At 50.7% G+C, this 15,937-nt stretch carries 18 protein-coding genes; 14 read left to right on the forward strand and 4 right to left on the reverse strand.

What is annotated here, in order from left to right; translation table 11 throughout:
- The first annotated feature begins 7 nt into the window (after positions 1-7).
- The 8 genes from E7746_RS06070 to E7746_RS06105 are packed head-to-tail and all read left to right on the forward strand — an operon-like array spanning position 8 to position 6,241.
- Complete coding sequence (locus tag E7746_RS06070) at positions 8-682, forward strand: hypothetical protein (protein ID WP_016277686.1); 675 nt, start codon at positions 8-10, stop codon at positions 680-682.
- Between the two features lie 13 nt (positions 683-695).
- The gene (locus tag E7746_RS06075) at positions 696-1,385 is read left to right on the forward strand and encodes a DUF5045 domain-containing protein (RefSeq protein ID WP_016277685.1); all 690 of its coding nucleotides are present in this window, start codon (positions 696-698) and stop codon (positions 1,383-1,385) included.
- 26 nt (positions 1,386-1,411) lie between these two features.
- A complete protein-coding gene (locus tag E7746_RS06080; protein ID WP_016277684.1) occupies positions 1,412-2,557 on the forward strand; it encodes a hypothetical protein in 1,146 nt (381 codons plus the stop codon).
- 19 nt (positions 2,558-2,576) lie between these two features.
- Positions 2,577-3,173, forward strand: a complete 597-nt coding sequence (traK, locus tag E7746_RS06085; RefSeq protein ID WP_103983131.1) for a conjugative transposon protein TraK — start codon at positions 2,577-2,579, stop codon at positions 3,171-3,173.
- A 10-nt stretch (positions 3,174-3,183) separates the two neighbouring features.
- Positions 3,184-3,681, forward strand: coding sequence for a hypothetical protein (locus E7746_RS06090; RefSeq protein ID WP_136410200.1), 498 nt, complete (start codon positions 3,184-3,186; stop codon positions 3,679-3,681).
- On the forward strand, positions 3,668-4,867 hold the full coding sequence (locus tag E7746_RS06095; RefSeq protein WP_136410201.1) for a conjugative transposon protein TraM: 1,200 nt from the start codon (positions 3,668-3,670) through the stop codon (positions 4,865-4,867). Before E7746_RS06090 ends, E7746_RS06095 begins: the two co-directional genes overlap by 14 nt.
- Positions 4,868-4,888: 21 nt before the next feature.
- A complete protein-coding gene (traN, locus tag E7746_RS06100) occupies positions 4,889-5,761 on the forward strand; it encodes a conjugative transposon protein TraN (RefSeq protein ID WP_136410202.1) in 873 nt (290 codons plus the stop codon).
- 9 nt (positions 5,762-5,770) lie between these two features.
- Positions 5,771-6,241 (forward strand): hypothetical protein, encoded by a 471-nt coding sequence (locus E7746_RS06105; protein WP_016278705.1) that lies wholly within the window; start codon positions 5,771-5,773, stop codon positions 6,239-6,241.
- Positions 6,242-6,243: 2 nt separating this feature from the next.
- Here E7746_RS06105 and E7746_RS06110 read toward each other — a convergent pair whose 3' ends face one another.
- Both E7746_RS06110 and E7746_RS06115 read right to left on the reverse strand, forming a co-directional pair.
- Positions 6,244-6,516 carry a type II toxin-antitoxin system YafQ family toxin gene (locus E7746_RS06110; protein WP_136410203.1) on the reverse strand — a complete coding sequence of 91 codons (273 nt, stop codon included), beginning with the start codon at positions 6,514-6,516 and terminating at the stop codon, positions 6,244-6,246.
- Entirely contained in the window at positions 6,513-6,767 is a 255-nt protein-coding gene (locus tag E7746_RS06115) for a hypothetical protein (RefSeq protein WP_016278703.1), read from the reverse strand. The genes E7746_RS06110 and E7746_RS06115 overlap by 4 nt, the downstream gene beginning before the upstream one ends.
- Positions 6,768-6,845: 78 nt before the next feature.
- On the opposite strand from E7746_RS06115, the gene E7746_RS06120 reads away from it, so the two are divergent.
- Together E7746_RS06120 and E7746_RS06125 are read left to right on the forward strand one after the other, a co-directional pair.
- Positions 6,846-9,155: a type IV secretory system conjugative DNA transfer family protein gene (locus tag E7746_RS06120; protein ID WP_136410204.1), complete on the forward strand. Its 2,310-nt coding sequence runs from the start codon at positions 6,846-6,848 to the stop codon at positions 9,153-9,155.
- Between the two features lie 13 nt (positions 9,156-9,168).
- Positions 9,169-9,888: a TraX family protein gene (locus E7746_RS06125; protein WP_136410205.1), complete on the forward strand. Its 720-nt coding sequence runs from the start codon at positions 9,169-9,171 to the stop codon at positions 9,886-9,888.
- Between the two features lie 214 nt (positions 9,889-10,102).
- Here E7746_RS06125 and E7746_RS06130 read toward each other — a convergent pair whose 3' ends face one another.
- Entirely contained in the window at positions 10,103-11,551 is a 1,449-nt protein-coding gene (locus E7746_RS06130) for an RNA-binding domain-containing protein (protein WP_136410206.1), read from the reverse strand.
- A gap of 67 nt (positions 11,552-11,618) precedes the next feature.
- Positions 11,619-12,239, reverse strand: a complete 621-nt coding sequence (locus E7746_RS06135) for a glucosaminidase domain-containing protein (protein ID WP_136410207.1) — start codon at positions 12,237-12,239, stop codon at positions 11,619-11,621.
- Positions 12,240-12,303: 64 nt separating this feature from the next.
- On the opposite strand from E7746_RS06135, the gene E7746_RS06140 reads away from it, so the two are divergent.
- Genes E7746_RS06140 through E7746_RS06155 form a run of 4 tightly spaced genes read left to right on the forward strand, consistent with a single transcriptional unit; the run spans position 12,304 to position 15,935 of the window.
- Positions 12,304-13,089: a DUF4099 domain-containing protein gene (locus tag E7746_RS06140; protein WP_136410208.1), complete on the forward strand. Its 786-nt coding sequence runs from the start codon at positions 12,304-12,306 to the stop codon at positions 13,087-13,089.
- Positions 13,090-13,094: 5 nt separating this feature from the next.
- On the forward strand, positions 13,095-14,366 hold the full coding sequence (locus tag E7746_RS06145) for a MutS N-terminal domain-containing protein (RefSeq protein WP_136410209.1): 1,272 nt from the start codon (positions 13,095-13,097) through the stop codon (positions 14,364-14,366).
- Between the two features lie 35 nt (positions 14,367-14,401).
- A complete protein-coding gene (locus tag E7746_RS06150) occupies positions 14,402-14,629 on the forward strand; it encodes a hypothetical protein (RefSeq protein WP_123398943.1) in 228 nt (75 codons plus the stop codon).
- A complete protein-coding gene (locus tag E7746_RS06155; protein ID WP_136410210.1) occupies positions 14,613-15,935 on the forward strand; it encodes an ArdC family protein in 1,323 nt (440 codons plus the stop codon). The genes E7746_RS06150 and E7746_RS06155 overlap by 17 nt, the downstream gene beginning before the upstream one ends.
- Positions 15,936-15,937: the final 2 nt, after the last annotated feature.

Genomic DNA, 15,937 nt, shown 5'->3' on the forward strand with positions numbered 1-15,937 from the left:
AGCCATTATGATACGCAAACTTACAACTCTCGTTCTTGTGGCTCTGCTTCTTTCCTTCAAGTCATTCGCCTTCGACTTCCCGAAAGACCTGCCGACATTCGAGGCACTTATGGCTCTGCACAAGGCTGTCAAGAAAGATGAAGACCAGGCGTTGGCACGCATAGCCACGAGCTTCGGGGAGCAATCGCTTGTCACCAAAGGGGCGGAGAAGTTCAATGATGTACGCTCGACGCTCGACACCAAACTCAACAACACATACTCATACGTGATACTCGCCGCTGCCATATCCTCGACCGCCAGCTCACTCTATCTGCTGACAAAGGAGTACAAGGACTTTACGGTAAACACCTACAAGTATGTGACCATGAAGCCTTTTGTCGCGTGGTACTATGCCGACGCCAACCTTGCCATAGCACGCGAGATAAAGCACGCCCAGAAACTCTACGCTACCGTGGCCGCCTCCGGCATAAACCTCATGAAAGCCTCGATGGACGAGAAGATGAACCTTGTCATGTCGTTGAAGGACACCATAGAGAACGCCCGGCGGATTATCGACAACGCCAACCTGTGGTGCTACCTCATGACAAACTGCGGCTGGAAGCCTGACTACATCTGGGAGATACTCACCTCCGATGTCAAGGACGAGATTGTGGGAGCGGTAATCAACAAGTGGAACCAATAAACATATACCGATCATGAAATTCAGAACAATCACCGCATTATCGCTCGCCCTGCTCATCGCGGCACTCCCGGCGGCGGTATCGGCCAAGACGCCCAAAATCCATGACGACCAGAAGGAGAAGCAATGGCAGTCGATGGAGAACGGGCCGTGGGGCTTCGCTCCCGACTGGTACTATTATTTCCTGCACAAGAATTATTCCGGCGCGGAAATGTACTGGAAGTGGGCCGGCTTCAAATCCGGCTACCGCGTCCGCTTCAAGGAGGAGAAATCAAATGTAAAACGCATCATGCCCGTGCGTGTCACGGCGGAAGAGACCCAGCGGCAGAAACTCTCTAAAGTTGAGAAAGAGCGTGCATACGTCGAATCTCTCTACAAGGAGGAACTGGCACGCGAGGCTGACCGGGCTGTCGATGTCACCTATTCGATCTACAAGGACGAGTTCAGCCGTATGCAGGACTGTATCGCCGACGGGCTTCTCTACTGCCTTAACAAGAGCAAGGGAAAGATGAAGTATCAGGTTGACGAGCTGTCGCGGCAGAACGAGATCATCTGCGCCAATATCGCCTATATCCATAAACAGGGTGTCGGCTACGGGCTGGAGAATGCAAAGCGTCAGCAGGCATACGAGGAGGCAAAGTCCGAGATGGGAAAACTGGTGTCGCGCACCGCCCGCCTCGCGGCAGTGGCAGCCACCCACTACTAACATTAACCTGACTAATTGAAAACTATATGACTTTATTATCAATACTCTGCACAATGGGGCTTCCGGCTATCGACCAGAGCCTCGACAAGCTGCTTGTGGCGATGGAGGCGTTTCCGAATGTGGCGATTTTAGGCGATACAATCAGCTTCGCCCGTATGCTCGGACTGTTGCTCGCCCTGTGCGTAGGCTCATACGAGTGCTGGATGATGATGCTCGGACGGCGAGGCATGGACGTGATGAAGCTGCTCCGCATCATAGGCATATCAATGTGCATATCATCTTCATCATGGATATGCTCGGCTCTCCAGATGCCAGGCAAGTCTTTGGAAGCCACCACTAAGTCAATGGCTATGGCGAAGAACAAGGAGGTCGCGGCACTGGAGCTGAAAGTGGCCCAGAAGCAAGGCGAGTACCTTGAACGCCTCCGTGCAGTGCAGGATTCAATATCCACTGCAAAACAGGTGGCGTCCATAGGCGAGGACGCGAACTGGTGGGACAAACTCGTGTATAACGTGGAAAACCTCGGCGAGACCATCAACAACTACGCCCAGCGTGCGGCGGTGGCCGCTGAGACAAAGGTAAGCGAATGGATAAACGACGTGATACGCTTTGTCGGGGAGCTGATTTTCCAGATGTCCTACTACGGCATACTTGTGGCGCAGAGGATATTCATAGCGATAATGATTGTGTTCTGCCCCATAATGTTCGCCCTGTCACTCGCTCCGCCGTGGAACTCGGCATGGAGCCAATGGATGTCAAAATTCCTCTCCCTCACGTTATGGGGCTTCGTGACCTATATGTGCCTGTACTATATAGACTTCATACTGATGTATAATCTTCAGGAGGATCTGGTGGCCTACAACCACCTGTTGCACGGTGCTGTCAACTCATGGGAGCAGATAGGCGCGCTCGGTTTGCAGGGCATAGGCTCCAACTGCATGTACGCTATGGGTATGCTTGTCGGGGCCTATATCATACGCTTCGTTCCCGAAGTCGCCTCATGGCTTATACCCGGCGGTGTCAGCAGCGGTGCCGCCTCTCCCTCAGGCAGTGTCGCTATGGGCGCGGCGATGATGGGCGGCTCGGCGGCTCTCAAAGCCACCAACGTGACCCGGAACGTGGCCGGTTCAATCGGCGCACAGGCAGGAAGAAATCTGAAACACACCCCTTAATCCGACTAACAAGATTATCATGCTGATAAAATCCCTTGAACAGAAAACACGGCTCGCAATGATGACGGTAATGGCAACCATAATAGGTTGCGCCGCCATCTGCGGGTTCACCGTGTGGCGTTGCGTGTCGCTCGTGACCGAGGAGCGCAAGCAGATATATATTCTTGACGGCGACATACCGTTCCTTGCCGAGCGTGCCGGACTTGAAGCCAATTTCATCATGGAGGCGAAAGCGCATATCCAGCTCTTCCACCAGTATTTTTTCAATCTCCCTCCCGACAACGACTATATCAAGTGGACTGTCGGCAAGGCCATGTATATGGCAGACGGCACAGCCCTGAAGCAGAAGCAGGCCCTTGACGAAAACGGCTTTTACTCCGACATCATATCATCTTCGGCTGTCTGCACCATAATCTGCGACTCTATCCAGTTCGACGAGCATACACGCAAGTTCAGCTACTACGGGACGCAGATTATCAAGAGGCGCACGCGCGATCTAAAACGCACCATGCTCACCACCGGCTATGTGGAGAATGTGCCACGTACACAGAACAATCCCCACGGACTGATGATAACCAACTGGCGTACTCTTGAAAACAAAGACCTTGACTATTAAAACCTGACTTATGAAATCACTCAGACAAACTTTCAGCGACAACCGGAGGAAAGCGCATGGCGCAATACGCTCATGGCTCCGGCCGAAGATGGGTGCCATAGGCACACGTTACCGTCTGGCCGCCCGGATCAGAAAGGCCAATTCATGGGCCACGCGACACCCTCGCCGGACTTTCGGCTATGTCGTCGGCTCCCTGCTGATGATACTCTTGTGCGACATAATAGTGACCGGGGCGCGGATGGAATCACAGGAGCCGGAACTGCAATCCATCGCCAAGGTCGAGCCTATCTTCAGCGGTTTCCGCACCATTCAGGCCAACAAGGAGGCGCAACGCCGACGGCTCATGGAGATAACAGGCGACGGTCAGACGGTCAAGCATGAACTTGACTCCCTTATCGCAATTCCACGCAAGAGCCATGCCGACTCAATCGGCATAATACGCCGGTACAGGCAACTCGAACAGATTGTAAAATCCCTCAAACATAACGATAACAATGAAAAAAATTAATTTCAGACAACCGAAGTATATCTTCCCTGCGGTGATTTTCGTGCCGCTGTGTGCGCTGATATATTTCGCAATGGAGACTTTCGGCGGCGGTGGCGATGACCCTCAGGCCGTGGCTACAGACCGTATCAACTCCACTCTGCCGGAGGCCAACGCCGAGGCTCCCGGTGACAAGATGTTCGAGATGTCACGCCGCTTCGGTGACGAAGACGCCTTTACCGCCGTGGGCGCGCTCGGCGAGGAACAGGAGGAACGCGAGGCTCTTGAACACGGCTACACCGAGGACGAGCTGAACCGTCTCGACGCGGCCGAGGCCGAGCGTATCCGTCAGCAGCAGGAGCTGGAGGAACTGGAGCGTTCCCTTGCTGAATCGCGCCGGCATATCAACTCATACGCTTACGGTGACGGCTATAATCCTGCCGACTATGAACCTGCCGTTGACCCCCGGAGCGAATATGCACGCGACCTTGAGGCGATACAGCAGCGCAGCTACGAGCGTCAGAAAGCTATCGAGGCCGGACTTGGCATAGGACAGCCCGACCCGGAGGAAGCCATGCGCAAGCACCGGGCCGACTCCATAGCAAGGGCGCGGGAGATAGAGCGTGAGAAGAACCGCCCATTGCTGGTGCTTAAATCACGGGAGACAAATGCCGACAAATTCAATACAGTGGGTAGTTCGGCCGATAATGTCGATGCTCCGCTTATCCGTGCCATGATCGACAAGACAACAAAGGCGCATGAGGGCACGAGGCTACGCTTCAAGTTGCTCGACGATGTGACAATACATGATGTGAGGCTTGCCAAAGGCACATATCTGTACGGCACCGTCACCGGCTTCGGCCAACAGCGTGTCCGCGCCGCCATCACTTCAATTCTTGTAGGCGGAAAGTTCCTGAAAGTGAATCTTTCGGTGTTCGACAACGACGGCATGGAGGGCTTCTATGTCCCGGAGTCCGCTTTCCGCGATTTTATGAAAGAGGCGGGTGCCAGCACAGTGCAGCAGAATATCAGCTTTGAGTCCGAGAGCGGCTACGGCTCCGGAATATCCGGCGAGGCCATCGCTTTGCAGGCTCTCCAGAATATGTATAACTCCGCGACTTCCGCTGTGTCGGCCAATATCCGCAAGAACAAGGCGAAAATCAAATACAACACCATCGTTTACCTTATCAATTCAGACGAAGCATATTAAACGGTAATCAACCAACCCATTATGAAAGATAAAATAATTGCAGCTACCCTCGCGCTATGCGCCGTCGCAATCCCGGCGACCGCCAAAGAGAAGATCCTTGTCAACTCGGAAGTGACAACACATATCGTCATGCCTGAGAATATCAAGATGGTGGACTTATCCACCACAAAGATTATCGGCAACCAGTGTGCCGACAACATCGTGCGTATCAAGCCGTTCATCGAGGCTGACTCCGTACTTACCCACTACCGGGAGGGTGAGCTGATGGGTACTCTCACACTCATCGGCGAGCGACATCTGGCACAGTACGATGTGGTATATACCGCCGCCCCTTCGCGTGCCGCCTCTATCCACCGTGTGCCATACGCCGGTTTGGACTCCTACATCAATCCGGAGGTATCCATGCCTCAGTCGGAAATGGCACGTTACGCCTGGGCCGTATATGGCAGCGGTCGAAAATACAATCAGGTGGTGTCTAAAGCCAACGGCATGAAGGCGATTGTTAACAACATCTATTCGATAGGCGACTATTTCTTCATCGACTATTCCCTTCAGAACAGCACCAAGATAGCATACGACATCGCCGAGGTGCGTGTGAAGCTCACAGACAAGAAGGAGGTCAAGGCCACAAACTCTCAGACGGTGGAACTGTCGCCTGTTTATTCGCTGAACCTTGCAAAGAAGTTCAAGAAGAACTACCGCAACGTGCTTGTGCTCGATAAGCTGACTTTCCCGGACGAGAAGGTGCTCCGCATCGAAATATCGGAGAACCAGATAAGCGGACGTGTCATAACCCTTACCGTGGAGTATGACGATATTCTCAACGCCGACGGCTTCGACTCCGACATACTCAAAAATCTGCCGTTCAACTATTCACCCCATATCTACAAATAATCCGGCACTATGAAAAAGATACTGTTCGCAATCATCTGTGCAGTGGCTTCTATCACGGCCACCGCTCAGGAAAACAAGATAGCCGTCAACGCCGGCTTCCTGTTCCCGTCAACTCTCAACGCCACCGTTGGCTACGAGAGGTCGTTCACCTACGGCAACGCCGTGGAGGTCTATGGAGAGATTGGCAATCACTGGAAATCGGGCGAGGGTCAGTTCTGGAAAGGCTATTACTGGGACGGCGGTATAATCTACAAACACCGTCTGCACCGTTACAAGAACGGCAGCTTCCGTGTCCGCTTCGGCCCTCAGTTCGGAGCGGTGGAGAGAAAGTTTTTCATCGGTATCGAGGGGGGCTTTGAATACAACTATGTGTTTCAGAATGGGTGCGAGTTCTCGATCATACAGAAGAATAATGTAAATTTCCTGCATGGCGACACGTTCCGCAACGGCCTCATGCTCGGATTCAAGATACCGTTCTGAAATCAGCCGAACAATTCCGAATGGGAGCCGAGACGCACAAGATTGATCTCATCTGTGTCCGGGTCAAACCATATCAAAAGGAAATCACCTTCGATATGGCACTCCATGTGGCCGGCATAATTCCCCGTCAGAGGGTGAGGACGGTTTTCTTCCGGTATCGGCTCCTCATTTTGTAGCAACTCCATAATCCTGAACAGTTTTTCAACCTTTTTCGGATTATTGCGGAAACGCTTGTAGTCTTTCTTGTATTGACTGCCGGGTTTGAGTTTTTTCATAATCCCATGGATTTTTCCATCGCCTCAATCGAGGAAAGATTCAGGGCAGGCTCGTTGCGGAGACGTCCGCTTGCCGCCTCTTCCATTGCCTCAAGTGTAACAGCATTAGGCTCGTGGTAGGCGGCATCAAGTAGAACAGTCTCAACATAATTGTTAAGGCTGCGGTTCTGCCGTTTTGCAAGCTGCTTCAATCTTTCAATGAGTTCCACTGAAAGGCGGAAGCTCTGGTTCTTTTTCAGTGCTATTTCCATATCCATATTATTTTATACTGCAAAGTTAGTGTAAATGTATTACAAAAACAATAATTCTACCATATAAGTTCCCAGACTATGGCTTTTGAAGAAACAAAGGAACAGCAACAGATGTATAACTACTTCCGTAGCTGTATCTACATATTCCTGATTATCGAGATTGTGATGAACCTGCCTATCACGTCTGACAACCGCGTGACGCAGTTCATACTCGACCTGCTCGGACGCTTCAAGATGTTCAACTCCGTGGCCGGGTGCAAGGTTGCCGAACTTGTCTGCATCTGTGTGGTATGTATCGGCACCAAAGCGAAAAAGGCGTTGAAGTTCAATCTGAAGACTATGGTGGTATATCCGGTGCTTGCAGGTCTCACTCTCGTAGGACTGTGCTTCATCTTCCATCACGGCACATGGGGTATGTCGCTCTTCGGCTTCCCTGCAAGCCGTGTCCTGTATGCCTTCTGCTCGGTGGTCGGCACCATGCTCGTTCACCAGGGACTTGACGGTATCGCCAAGTATTACAACCACAAGGTCGGCGAGGACAGGTTTAATTTTGAGAATGAATCTTTTGAACAGTCCCGTCAGGAGGTCAATACCCCTTATTCAGTGAACATCCCGATGATATTCTACTGGAAAAAGCGTATGCACAACGGCTACATCAACATTATCAATCCGTTCCGTGGTACGATTGTGCTGGGTACTCCCGGCTCCGGCAAGTCTTTCGGCATAATAGATCCGTTCATAAGGCAGCACGCACGAAAGGGCTTCGCCATGATGGTATATGACTATAAGTTCCCGACGCTTGCCAAGACGCTTTTCTATCAGTATTGCAAGAATTTGCACTACGGCAATCTGCCGAATGGGTGTGGTTTCCGCATAGTCAATTTTACCGATGTGGAGTATTCAAACCGTATCAACCCCATCCAGCGTAAATACATTCCCGACCTCGCGGCGGCTTCGGAGACGGCGGCCACGCTTCTTGCCTCGCTCAACAAGGGCGGTGGCGAGAAAAAGGGCGGCTCGGAGGCTTTCTTCTCCAACTCGGCAGAGAATTTCCTCGCGGCGATCATCTATTTCTTTGTGAATTTCCACCCGACAGGTTTTCTGAAAGGGAAAAAACTGAAACGCTATATATCGCACGAGGGCAAGAAATTGGAGCTTGTGATACGCAACTGGGACGATTTCAACGCTCTGGACGAGAACGGCGAGGTCATGCTTGACTTCGTGAACGAGAACGGGCGCGACGTATCCACCGACGAGGACAAGATGTTCGTTGACCTTAACGGCTTCTCCTATATCGACCGCATGGGTAAGCTGATATTGATTGACCGCTGCTGGTATGAGGACGAGAACGGAAACGAGGTTGAGCCGGACACTATCACAGGTGAGTTTTCGGATATGCCCCATGTGCTGTCGTTCCTCGGACGCAAGTATTCGGAGGTGTTCGACATTCTGATGATGGACGATAAGATAGCCTCGCTGATGGCCCCCTTCAAGTCCGCATACGAGAACAAAGCCAACGACCAGCTTGAAGGTATGGTGGGTACTCTCCGCGTAAATGCGGCACGGCTTGTATCCCCTGAAGCCTATTGGGTGTTCACCGGCGATGATTTTGACTTGAAGATTTCCGACCCGGTGAGTCCGAGCTATCTTGTGATTGCCAACGACCCCGAAAAGGAACAGGTCATCGGCTCTCTGAACGCTCTTGTGCTTAACCGTCTGATAACCCGTGTCAATTCCAAAGGCAATATACCTGTTAGTATCATCGTTGACGAGCTTCCCACTCTGTACTTCCACAAGATTGACCGACTGATCGGCACGGCGCGAAGCAACAAGGTTGCCGTGACTCTCGGTTTTCAGGAGCTTCCGCAGTTGGAGGCTGACTACGGCAAGGTGGGTATGCAGAAGATTATCACGACCTGCGGCAACATATTCATGGGTGCGGCACGAAACAAGGAGACTCTTGAATGGGCGCAGAATGATGTGTTCGGCAAGGCGAAGCAGACATCGACATCAATCACCATAAACGACCAGAAAATCTCAACCTCCATTTCCGAGAAGATGGACTATCTCGTTCCGGCGGCAAAAATCGCAGACATGGCTACGGGCTGGCTTGCGGGTCAGGCGGCACGTGACTTCACGGCCACCGATGAAAAGATGCTGTCGCATTTTGACATCGAGGACTCCGAGGAGTTCAAGACAACCAAGTATTTCTGCAAGACGCACTTCGATATGGCACGTATCAAGGAGGAGGAATCCAACTATGTGGAGCTGCCTAAAATTTATTCTTTCGACAGTGAGCGAGAGAAGGAGATTATGCTCAACCGCAATTTCAAGCGTGTCAACCAGGAGGTGGCCGATATGGTGAAGGAACTTCTCGGCACTGAATAATAAATTACTTATCATGGAAACTACCGCCAAAATATCCGTTCCCCTCTCGCTCCGCTTATCCGGAAGTGCGTTGAAGATTATCGCCATTCTCTCGATGGTGGCCGACCATTGCGCCTACTTCCTTATGGAGCCTGACACTCCGATGTACGACTGTCTGCGATGTATCGGCAGGATAGCGTTCCCTGTGTTCGCTTTCCTTGTTGCCGAGGGGTTCGCACATAGCCGCGACCGTATGAGATATTTTCTGATACTGTTGCTTGCCGGTGCAGTCAGTGAATTGCCGTGGTATCTGCTCAACGGAGCGGACGGCACGCATAATGTCATGTTCACTCTCTCCCTCGGAGTTGTGGCACTCGCCATATTCGACCGTATGTGTGAACATGGGCCGCTGTCGTTCATCGGTATTTCAGGTATCGCTGTTCTGGCATGGTGGCTCGGAACGGATTATGACTGGCGCGGAGTTCTGATGATAGCGGTGTTCTACATTCTCCGGCACCAGACTATGCGTCCGTGGCTGGAGCGTTCATCGACAAATTTTCCCTCTCAGGCTATTCTTCAGATTATATTCACGTTTCCTTTGATGGCTCACTACGGCATAGCCGGTGCGTTGCTCGCCTCCGCAATAATCTTCCTGTATGACGGCACCCGTGGCTTCATACGAAGCAAATCGGCCAAATACAGCTTATATGCCATATACCCCGTACATCTGATGTTGATTTGGTTATGTGGTTGACTACTGACCTTTAGTAATATCTTTGCAAAAGGCACTATCTGTTATTTGTATAATAATACGGATAGTGCCTTTTGATTCAATCTATTACATGAAGCATACATGAGTATGACCTTTGCAAAGTCTTTGTAAGAGTCTGAAAAATAAAGAAGTGATGTATTGTCGGCTATTATCGGCTATTCAATATCGCCTTGTTCATTACATGAAATTACATGACTCATCCCCAACTGGGTATATAAGCAATATCACGTCTGTTAGTCCCTTCGGGTGTTCCAACTTTAATCAAGCCTTGCGCCAATGCTTCCTTTATGACAATAGACACCAAGGGATAATTCTTTTCATCAACACCCAATCTTTCGCGTAATGATTTGTTTGTGAGCATTTCATTCGCCAAATACTTTAAGCAAGCATGTTGATAGCAAGCCTGCACACGTTCTTCCTTTGAGGTCTGTGACCATGTTTTGTATGCTGATAAAATTATTGTTGTACGAATATCAGATACGCGATACTTAATAGGCGGAAGTTGGTATTTTTCTATTGCAGAAAGGGCCTTGTCCATACCACTGCCTTTTTCCTCGCAAAATCCCATTCGGCGCATTATATCTGCAAGTTCTTCGTTGCGCGACTGATATTCATCTATAAAGCGGTCTGTGCTTATAAGTGGTTGACCCGGTGACGATATTTCGACTCTATCAGAATAAATCTCAATCATAGGGAAGCCAAGTACGGAAAAATCCTGATGAATTATCATATTTGCTGAGACTTCTCTTATCGCTATTTCAGGATACATTCTGACATCTTCACGTAATGCTTTGCCAATCTCTTCGTTTGCTGGCAGTTGACCATTTACCCAGTCAATCATTTTTGGAAAACAAACGGCATAACCTTGTTCAAAGCCCTGTTCCCTGACAGTCTCAACTTTGCTTTTCCCGTTATATACAATTACACGCATAGCCTTACGGTAAAGATTATCAAAGTCACGTAAGTCTTTTGCAAGCAGTATCGCGCCTAATTCAGTAATGCCATATCCTGTAAGTGTAGCGATAATGAATTTTTCTGAAATAAAACGGTCGATGATACTATCTACTGTTTGGGGCATAGGTATCTTCAACCGATCATAATATGTCTCCACGCTGAGTAATCGGGTAATATCAGCGGAGCTTCCACATTCTTTTACAACAGTCTTATCCAGAGTCTTACTGCGATTTTTTCTCCATAGTTTTGCTTCTTTCTCCGGATAGCCTATAAGAGGTTTTGTAAGTGAGCCTACACGAATATAGGCCGTATTCAAAAAAGTTACCGGACGTTCAGTTGCGGCTGGGATACGATAAAGAGAGATGTGCTCTTCCTCATAATCAAACTCAAAGCACTCAATGTCAATTCTTGGATTAAGACGGTTGAGGAGCCACATTTCAAGTTCCTCATTACCTTTCTTATGGCGTTTTGCCTTAAATGATGTACCAACGATTTTGTGGGTGCCATCCTCGACTCCGAACACAAGATATCCGAATGGTTTGTTTAGAAGAGCAGCACTGTTAGATAACGCCGACAGTCTTTGACCTATCTCTTCTTCCGAATGAAAATTATGCTTGAACTCAACCCATTCCGTTTCTTGAGGAAGCGAAACAAGTTTATCAAGAAGCTGCGTAAGTCCCAATGTATTCATACTACAAAGTTAATAATTTTAATCGAGCCATGCTATATTTTTATTGAGAGTCAACGCTTTTAGCACATTATAGCATTTTCAATACGCTTATCACAGCACGGATATAGCCCGGATCTTCAGCGTAGCCAATCTTTTTCAGCCACAGCAGATAATTTCCTCCCTTATATCGGTACTGTACTTTTGTGTAGTAGGCTTTGACTGATTCAGTCCAATGGTTGAACTCGTAGTATTTACCTGTGCGTGGATTTGTAAGCCCGAAAAGGTTGTGCTTGTTGCGGCATACCGGAGATTTGAACCAGCCTGTTTCAAGTATTGCCTGTGCCAAAACTATTTTCGGATATTTTATGCCGTTCTTTTCAATCTCGGCAATCAGATTTGGAATGGTCAGATCCGGGAGTCCGGAACTGACCGGTGCTTGCCGGAAATGTGACTTTGATGTGGTGACAATGCTTGCAGATAGCGTTTGTGGCATATTTTTTACGCCAATAACCGTTTCCGGGATTGATGATATTTGAGGCAATATACTATCACTCTTATTATCAGTGTTATAAACTTCTCTATTGTGCATTTCAACCGTCACGGGAGAATCTTTTGTAACGGTGTAAAACTGGGCTGCGGCATACTGTGAACAGAAAACTGCACAGGCAATCGCAACAAAAATGTTCGGAATTTCAAATTTAGCAATCATGTGGGGATAATTTTGAGGTCGACAAGCGGTTACGCCGCAAATTTATAACCTCTAATTCATTGACATGGAAATTCCGAACAAAAATCAGCAGGACACGCTCCCTTATGAAAAACTCGCCCTTTTGGGTATCGACAGGGAGAAAGCTGATATGCTTCCGCAGGACGTGAAGCAAAAACTGATGCAGGGGGAGGTCACGCCTCTTTTGCAGGTGTCTATCGACACCGGGAATGGCATGGTTATCTCATTACCCCTCAAACTTCAGCTCGCAGCCGACAAGGACGGCACCCCCACGCTGATCGCTTATCCCGTGCAGCGTGAACTGTCGGTTGACAGGAACAACGAGCTTCGCCTGTCACAACAGGAACTTGACGCACTGCGCCGTGGCGACGTGTTGCAGAAAGCCATCGACATCAACGGCGAGAAGACTCAGCAGTATCTCCAGCTCGACCCGGAAACGAAGTCAATCATCCACCGCCGCATAACCGAGGTGCAGATTGAGCAGAAGTTGAAGGACATGGAAAAGGTCAACGACATCGAGCTTGGCTCCCAGCAGAAACAGCAGGCACGCGAAGGCAAACCGGTGGAACTGTCGGTAGGCGGCGAAAAGGTATCGGTCGGTATCGACCTAAAGGAACCGCAGGGCTTCAAGGTCGTAAAAGGCGACCTCAAGGAGTGGGAGCGTCAGCAGAAACTCCGCTATGACGAGCAGCACCCCGAATATCTCGGACTGGTAATGACTGACAAGAACCGCTGGGAATATCAGAAAGTTGTCGAGCATGACTCTAAGGAACGTGCCATCAGCCTCGACCCCACGCAGAAAGAGGAACGGAAATCAGGCCTCAAACGCTGACGCACATGGCAGCTTCAAGAAAAAAAGAGCCGGGCCAACTCTCCGTAATGGATCAGTTCGACCACATGAAAGAGAAACACCCCGACGCCTTGCTACTTTTCCGCACCGGCAGCACATACGAAATCTACCGTCAGGACGCGAAAAAGGTGTCGGAAATTCTCGGAACACCAGTCTCCACCCGTACAGTCGGCAAAGAAAAGAATGTCGATGTGGCATCCTTCCCGCACGAAGCACTCGACACTTATTTGCCTCGGCTTGTAAGAGCCGGAATGAGAGTGGCTATATGCGAGCAGCTTGAAAACCCCAAGCAGAAGAAAAAGGAACAGGCGGCTAAACACGGGGAGACTACATCACAACAACCCATTAACAAAGAATCCGATATGCCAAGAAAAAAGAAAGAAAAGACTCCCCAGGAGGAGCCTGTAAAGACCACAAAGAGCGCGGTCGATGAAACGACCCCGAAAGAGAAGAAATCAGAATCCCAATCCGCCACACAGGGCGAAGCCGCCGAGCGCAAGCCCCGCGAGCCTCAGATGGTGACTGTCAACGGCGACAAGGTGACACACGGCCACGCCTACCAGAGCAAGACCAACCCGGAGGACTGGTATTTCACCGCCAAGATCAACGGCGAACAACTGAAGCCTCAGAAGATGGATCCGGCTGACCTCGTCGCCTATAAGGAGAAGGAACTCACCGTGCCGCAGCTAATGGAACGCTACTATCCCACGAAACTTATGCCGAGGGTGCCGGATGTAGCCTATCAAGTGGCAAATGTGCTGCCCGGACCCGGCGGAAACCTGACCATAGACAAGTTCAATGTCTATAAGGAGACCGACGAGACCCGCGCCGACTACGGCAAGTATAAGTTCTACGCACAGGTGGGAGACAAGAAGATGTCAACAACTGCCTCACGCGAGGACCTGAACGCATACTTCGACCGCGTGGCAACTCCCGGACAGCTTGTGGAGCGCAACTTCGGCGACCGTCTGCACCTGCAATCCCACTACGAGCAGTTCAGGCTCCCGGAGGGCATCGACCCCAAGGGTATCCGTGTCGCAAAGGACAAGGAAGATGGAAAGTGGAAGGTGTCGGCCGACCTCGGCGACGGACGTGGACGCACTTCCCGTCAGGAGCTGTCCTTCGACGACGGCTATTCGCTTTTCAAGACGAAGACCGCCACACGCGAGCAGATAGCCGCAAAATATCTCACTGAGGAGATAAGCACCAAACTCGCCGCTCCGCTATCTATGGAGAAATCAGCCTCCATGAAAATGTAAAACCGTTTCCCCACAACACTTAAAAGAATACCACTATGGCAAAATTAGAATATGACGAACTTGTGCAGCTCCTTCAGGACGGTACAATAGGCTTCCTCCGCTTCATGCTTGAAAGCGATAATGCGGAGTCCTACCTCGAATGGTGCGAGCTTCATGGCATCGAACCCTCTGAAGAATCCGCCGAGTTCTACTACGACGAGACCGAGATTGACATGATGGAGCGTCAGCTGATAGATGACGAGGATTATGGCATCTGGAACTAACGGCGCGTCCAACAGTTCAGGCCAGCAGGCTCTCGACCGCTTCGCCCAGATGATGATCGAGCGTATGGAGAAGATGAAGGGCTCGGACTGGGAGAAGGGCTGGATTGGCGGAGCCTCCTCCGCCGGCCTGCCCCAGAACATCATGGGGCGCAACTACTCCGGCTCAAACTCCTTCTTTCTCCAGTTGCACACTGCGGCGCAAGGCTACGAGCTTCCAGTGTTCCTCACATTCAAGCAGGCACACAACTTCAAGGCCCATGTCCTCAAAGGAGAGAAAGCCTTTCCGGTGATATACTGGGACATGATGGTGCGAGACAAGGACGGCAAGAGAATATCCTCCGACGAGTACCGAGCCATGAGCCGTGACGAGCGTAAAAATCTTGACGTGATACCCTTTGTCAAGGCGTTCCCGGTTTACAACATCGACCAGACCAATTTCCGTGAGGCACAGCCTGAGAGGGTGCAGAAACTACTCGACCGCTTCAAGGTGCCTGAAATGCGTGACACACAGGGTATGTACGCCCACGGGGCACTCGACCGCATGGTTGCCGAGCAGACATGGCTCTGCCCCATACAGGCCGACCGCAAGGAGAGCGGCGCGTATTATTCCCCCTCGCGTGATATTGTGGTGCTTCCCATGAAGCAGCAGTTCAACAAGGGCGCGACTCCGGAGGACATATACCGCGACGGCATGGAGTTCTACTCGACCATGCTACACGAAATGACGCACTCCACCATGACACCCGAAAGGCTCAACCGTGAGGCGGGCGCGAAGTTCGGCGACCCGAAATATGCGAAAGAGGAACTGGTGGCCGAACTTACAGCGGCCATGATAAGCCACTCCATGGGCTTTGACTCCAGAGTCACCGACAACTCGGCGGCCTACCTCGATTCATGGATAGGCGCGCTCCGGCAGGAGCCGAAGTTCATCGTGTCGGTGATGGCCGATGTCAACAAGGCTTCGGAAATGATACTCGACCGTGTGGACGCACAGCGCATATCGCTCGGCGAACAGCCTTATCTGGCGAAGAACGACCCTCTGATGGCTCCTTTGGAGGACGAGATATGCCCGTTCAGGAACGCTGCCATAATCAAGACCCGCTCCGGCGACTTCGCCCTGCGTGCCTCATACAACGGTGTCGATCTCGGTGTGAAGCCTATCGAGCGTTCAACCGCGAGAATGTATTTCCAGCTCACCGACCAACGCGAGAAAGACATATTCCTCGGAAGCGCGATACGCAAGAATTATGAATCGGAGATTGCAGGCATCGACCGCCGCGCCTCCAAGTCACTCTCAATCGTCTGAAG

Source organism: Muribaculum gordoncarteri (genome assembly GCF_004803695.1).
Classification (GTDB): Bacteria; Bacteroidota; Bacteroidia; order Bacteroidales; family Muribaculaceae; genus Muribaculum; species Muribaculum gordoncarteri.

What these genes read in the sequence shown, in the direction of transcription:
- E7746_RS06145 (WP_136410209.1), top strand. Translation starts at nt 13,095, where the DNA reads ATGGCAGCTTCAAGAAAAAAAGAGCCGGGCCAACTCTCCGTAATGGAT.
- E7746_RS06120 (WP_136410204.1), top strand. Translation starts at nt 6,846, where the DNA reads ATGGCTTTTGAAGAAACAAAGGAACAGCAACAGATGTATAACTACTTC.
- E7746_RS06135 (WP_136410207.1), bottom strand. Translation starts at nt 12,239, where the DNA reads ATGATTGCTAAATTTGAAATTCCGAACATTTTTGTTGCGATTGCCTGT.
- traK (WP_103983131.1), top strand. Translation starts at nt 2,577, where the DNA reads ATGCTGATAAAATCCCTTGAACAGAAAACACGGCTCGCAATGATGACG.
- traN (WP_136410202.1), top strand. Translation starts at nt 4,889, where the DNA reads ATGAAAGATAAAATAATTGCAGCTACCCTCGCGCTATGCGCCGTCGCA.
- E7746_RS06070 (WP_016277686.1), top strand. Translation starts at nt 8, where the DNA reads ATGATACGCAAACTTACAACTCTCGTTCTTGTGGCTCTGCTTCTTTCC.
- E7746_RS06130 (WP_136410206.1), bottom strand. Translation starts at nt 11,551, where the DNA reads ATGAATACATTGGGACTTACGCAGCTTCTTGATAAACTTGTTTCGCTT.
- E7746_RS06140 (WP_136410208.1), top strand. Translation starts at nt 12,304, where the DNA reads ATGGAAATTCCGAACAAAAATCAGCAGGACACGCTCCCTTATGAAAAA.
- E7746_RS06105 (WP_016278705.1), top strand. Translation starts at nt 5,771, where the DNA reads ATGAAAAAGATACTGTTCGCAATCATCTGTGCAGTGGCTTCTATCACG.
- E7746_RS06095 (WP_136410201.1), top strand. Translation starts at nt 3,668, where the DNA reads ATGAAAAAAATTAATTTCAGACAACCGAAGTATATCTTCCCTGCGGTG.
- E7746_RS06075 (WP_016277685.1), top strand. Translation starts at nt 696, where the DNA reads ATGAAATTCAGAACAATCACCGCATTATCGCTCGCCCTGCTCATCGCG.
- E7746_RS06125 (WP_136410205.1), top strand. Translation starts at nt 9,169, where the DNA reads ATGGAAACTACCGCCAAAATATCCGTTCCCCTCTCGCTCCGCTTATCC.
- E7746_RS06110 (WP_136410203.1), bottom strand. Translation starts at nt 6,516, where the DNA reads ATGAAAAAACTCAAACCCGGCAGTCAATACAAGAAAGACTACAAGCGT.
- E7746_RS06115 (WP_016278703.1), bottom strand. Translation starts at nt 6,767, where the DNA reads ATGGAAATAGCACTGAAAAAGAACCAGAGCTTCCGCCTTTCAGTGGAA.
- E7746_RS06155 (WP_136410210.1), top strand. Translation starts at nt 14,613, where the DNA reads ATGGCATCTGGAACTAACGGCGCGTCCAACAGTTCAGGCCAGCAGGCT.
- E7746_RS06150 (WP_123398943.1), top strand. Translation starts at nt 14,402, where the DNA reads ATGGCAAAATTAGAATATGACGAACTTGTGCAGCTCCTTCAGGACGGT.
- E7746_RS06090 (WP_136410200.1), top strand. Translation starts at nt 3,184, where the DNA reads ATGAAATCACTCAGACAAACTTTCAGCGACAACCGGAGGAAAGCGCAT.
- E7746_RS06080 (WP_016277684.1), top strand. Translation starts at nt 1,412, where the DNA reads ATGACTTTATTATCAATACTCTGCACAATGGGGCTTCCGGCTATCGAC.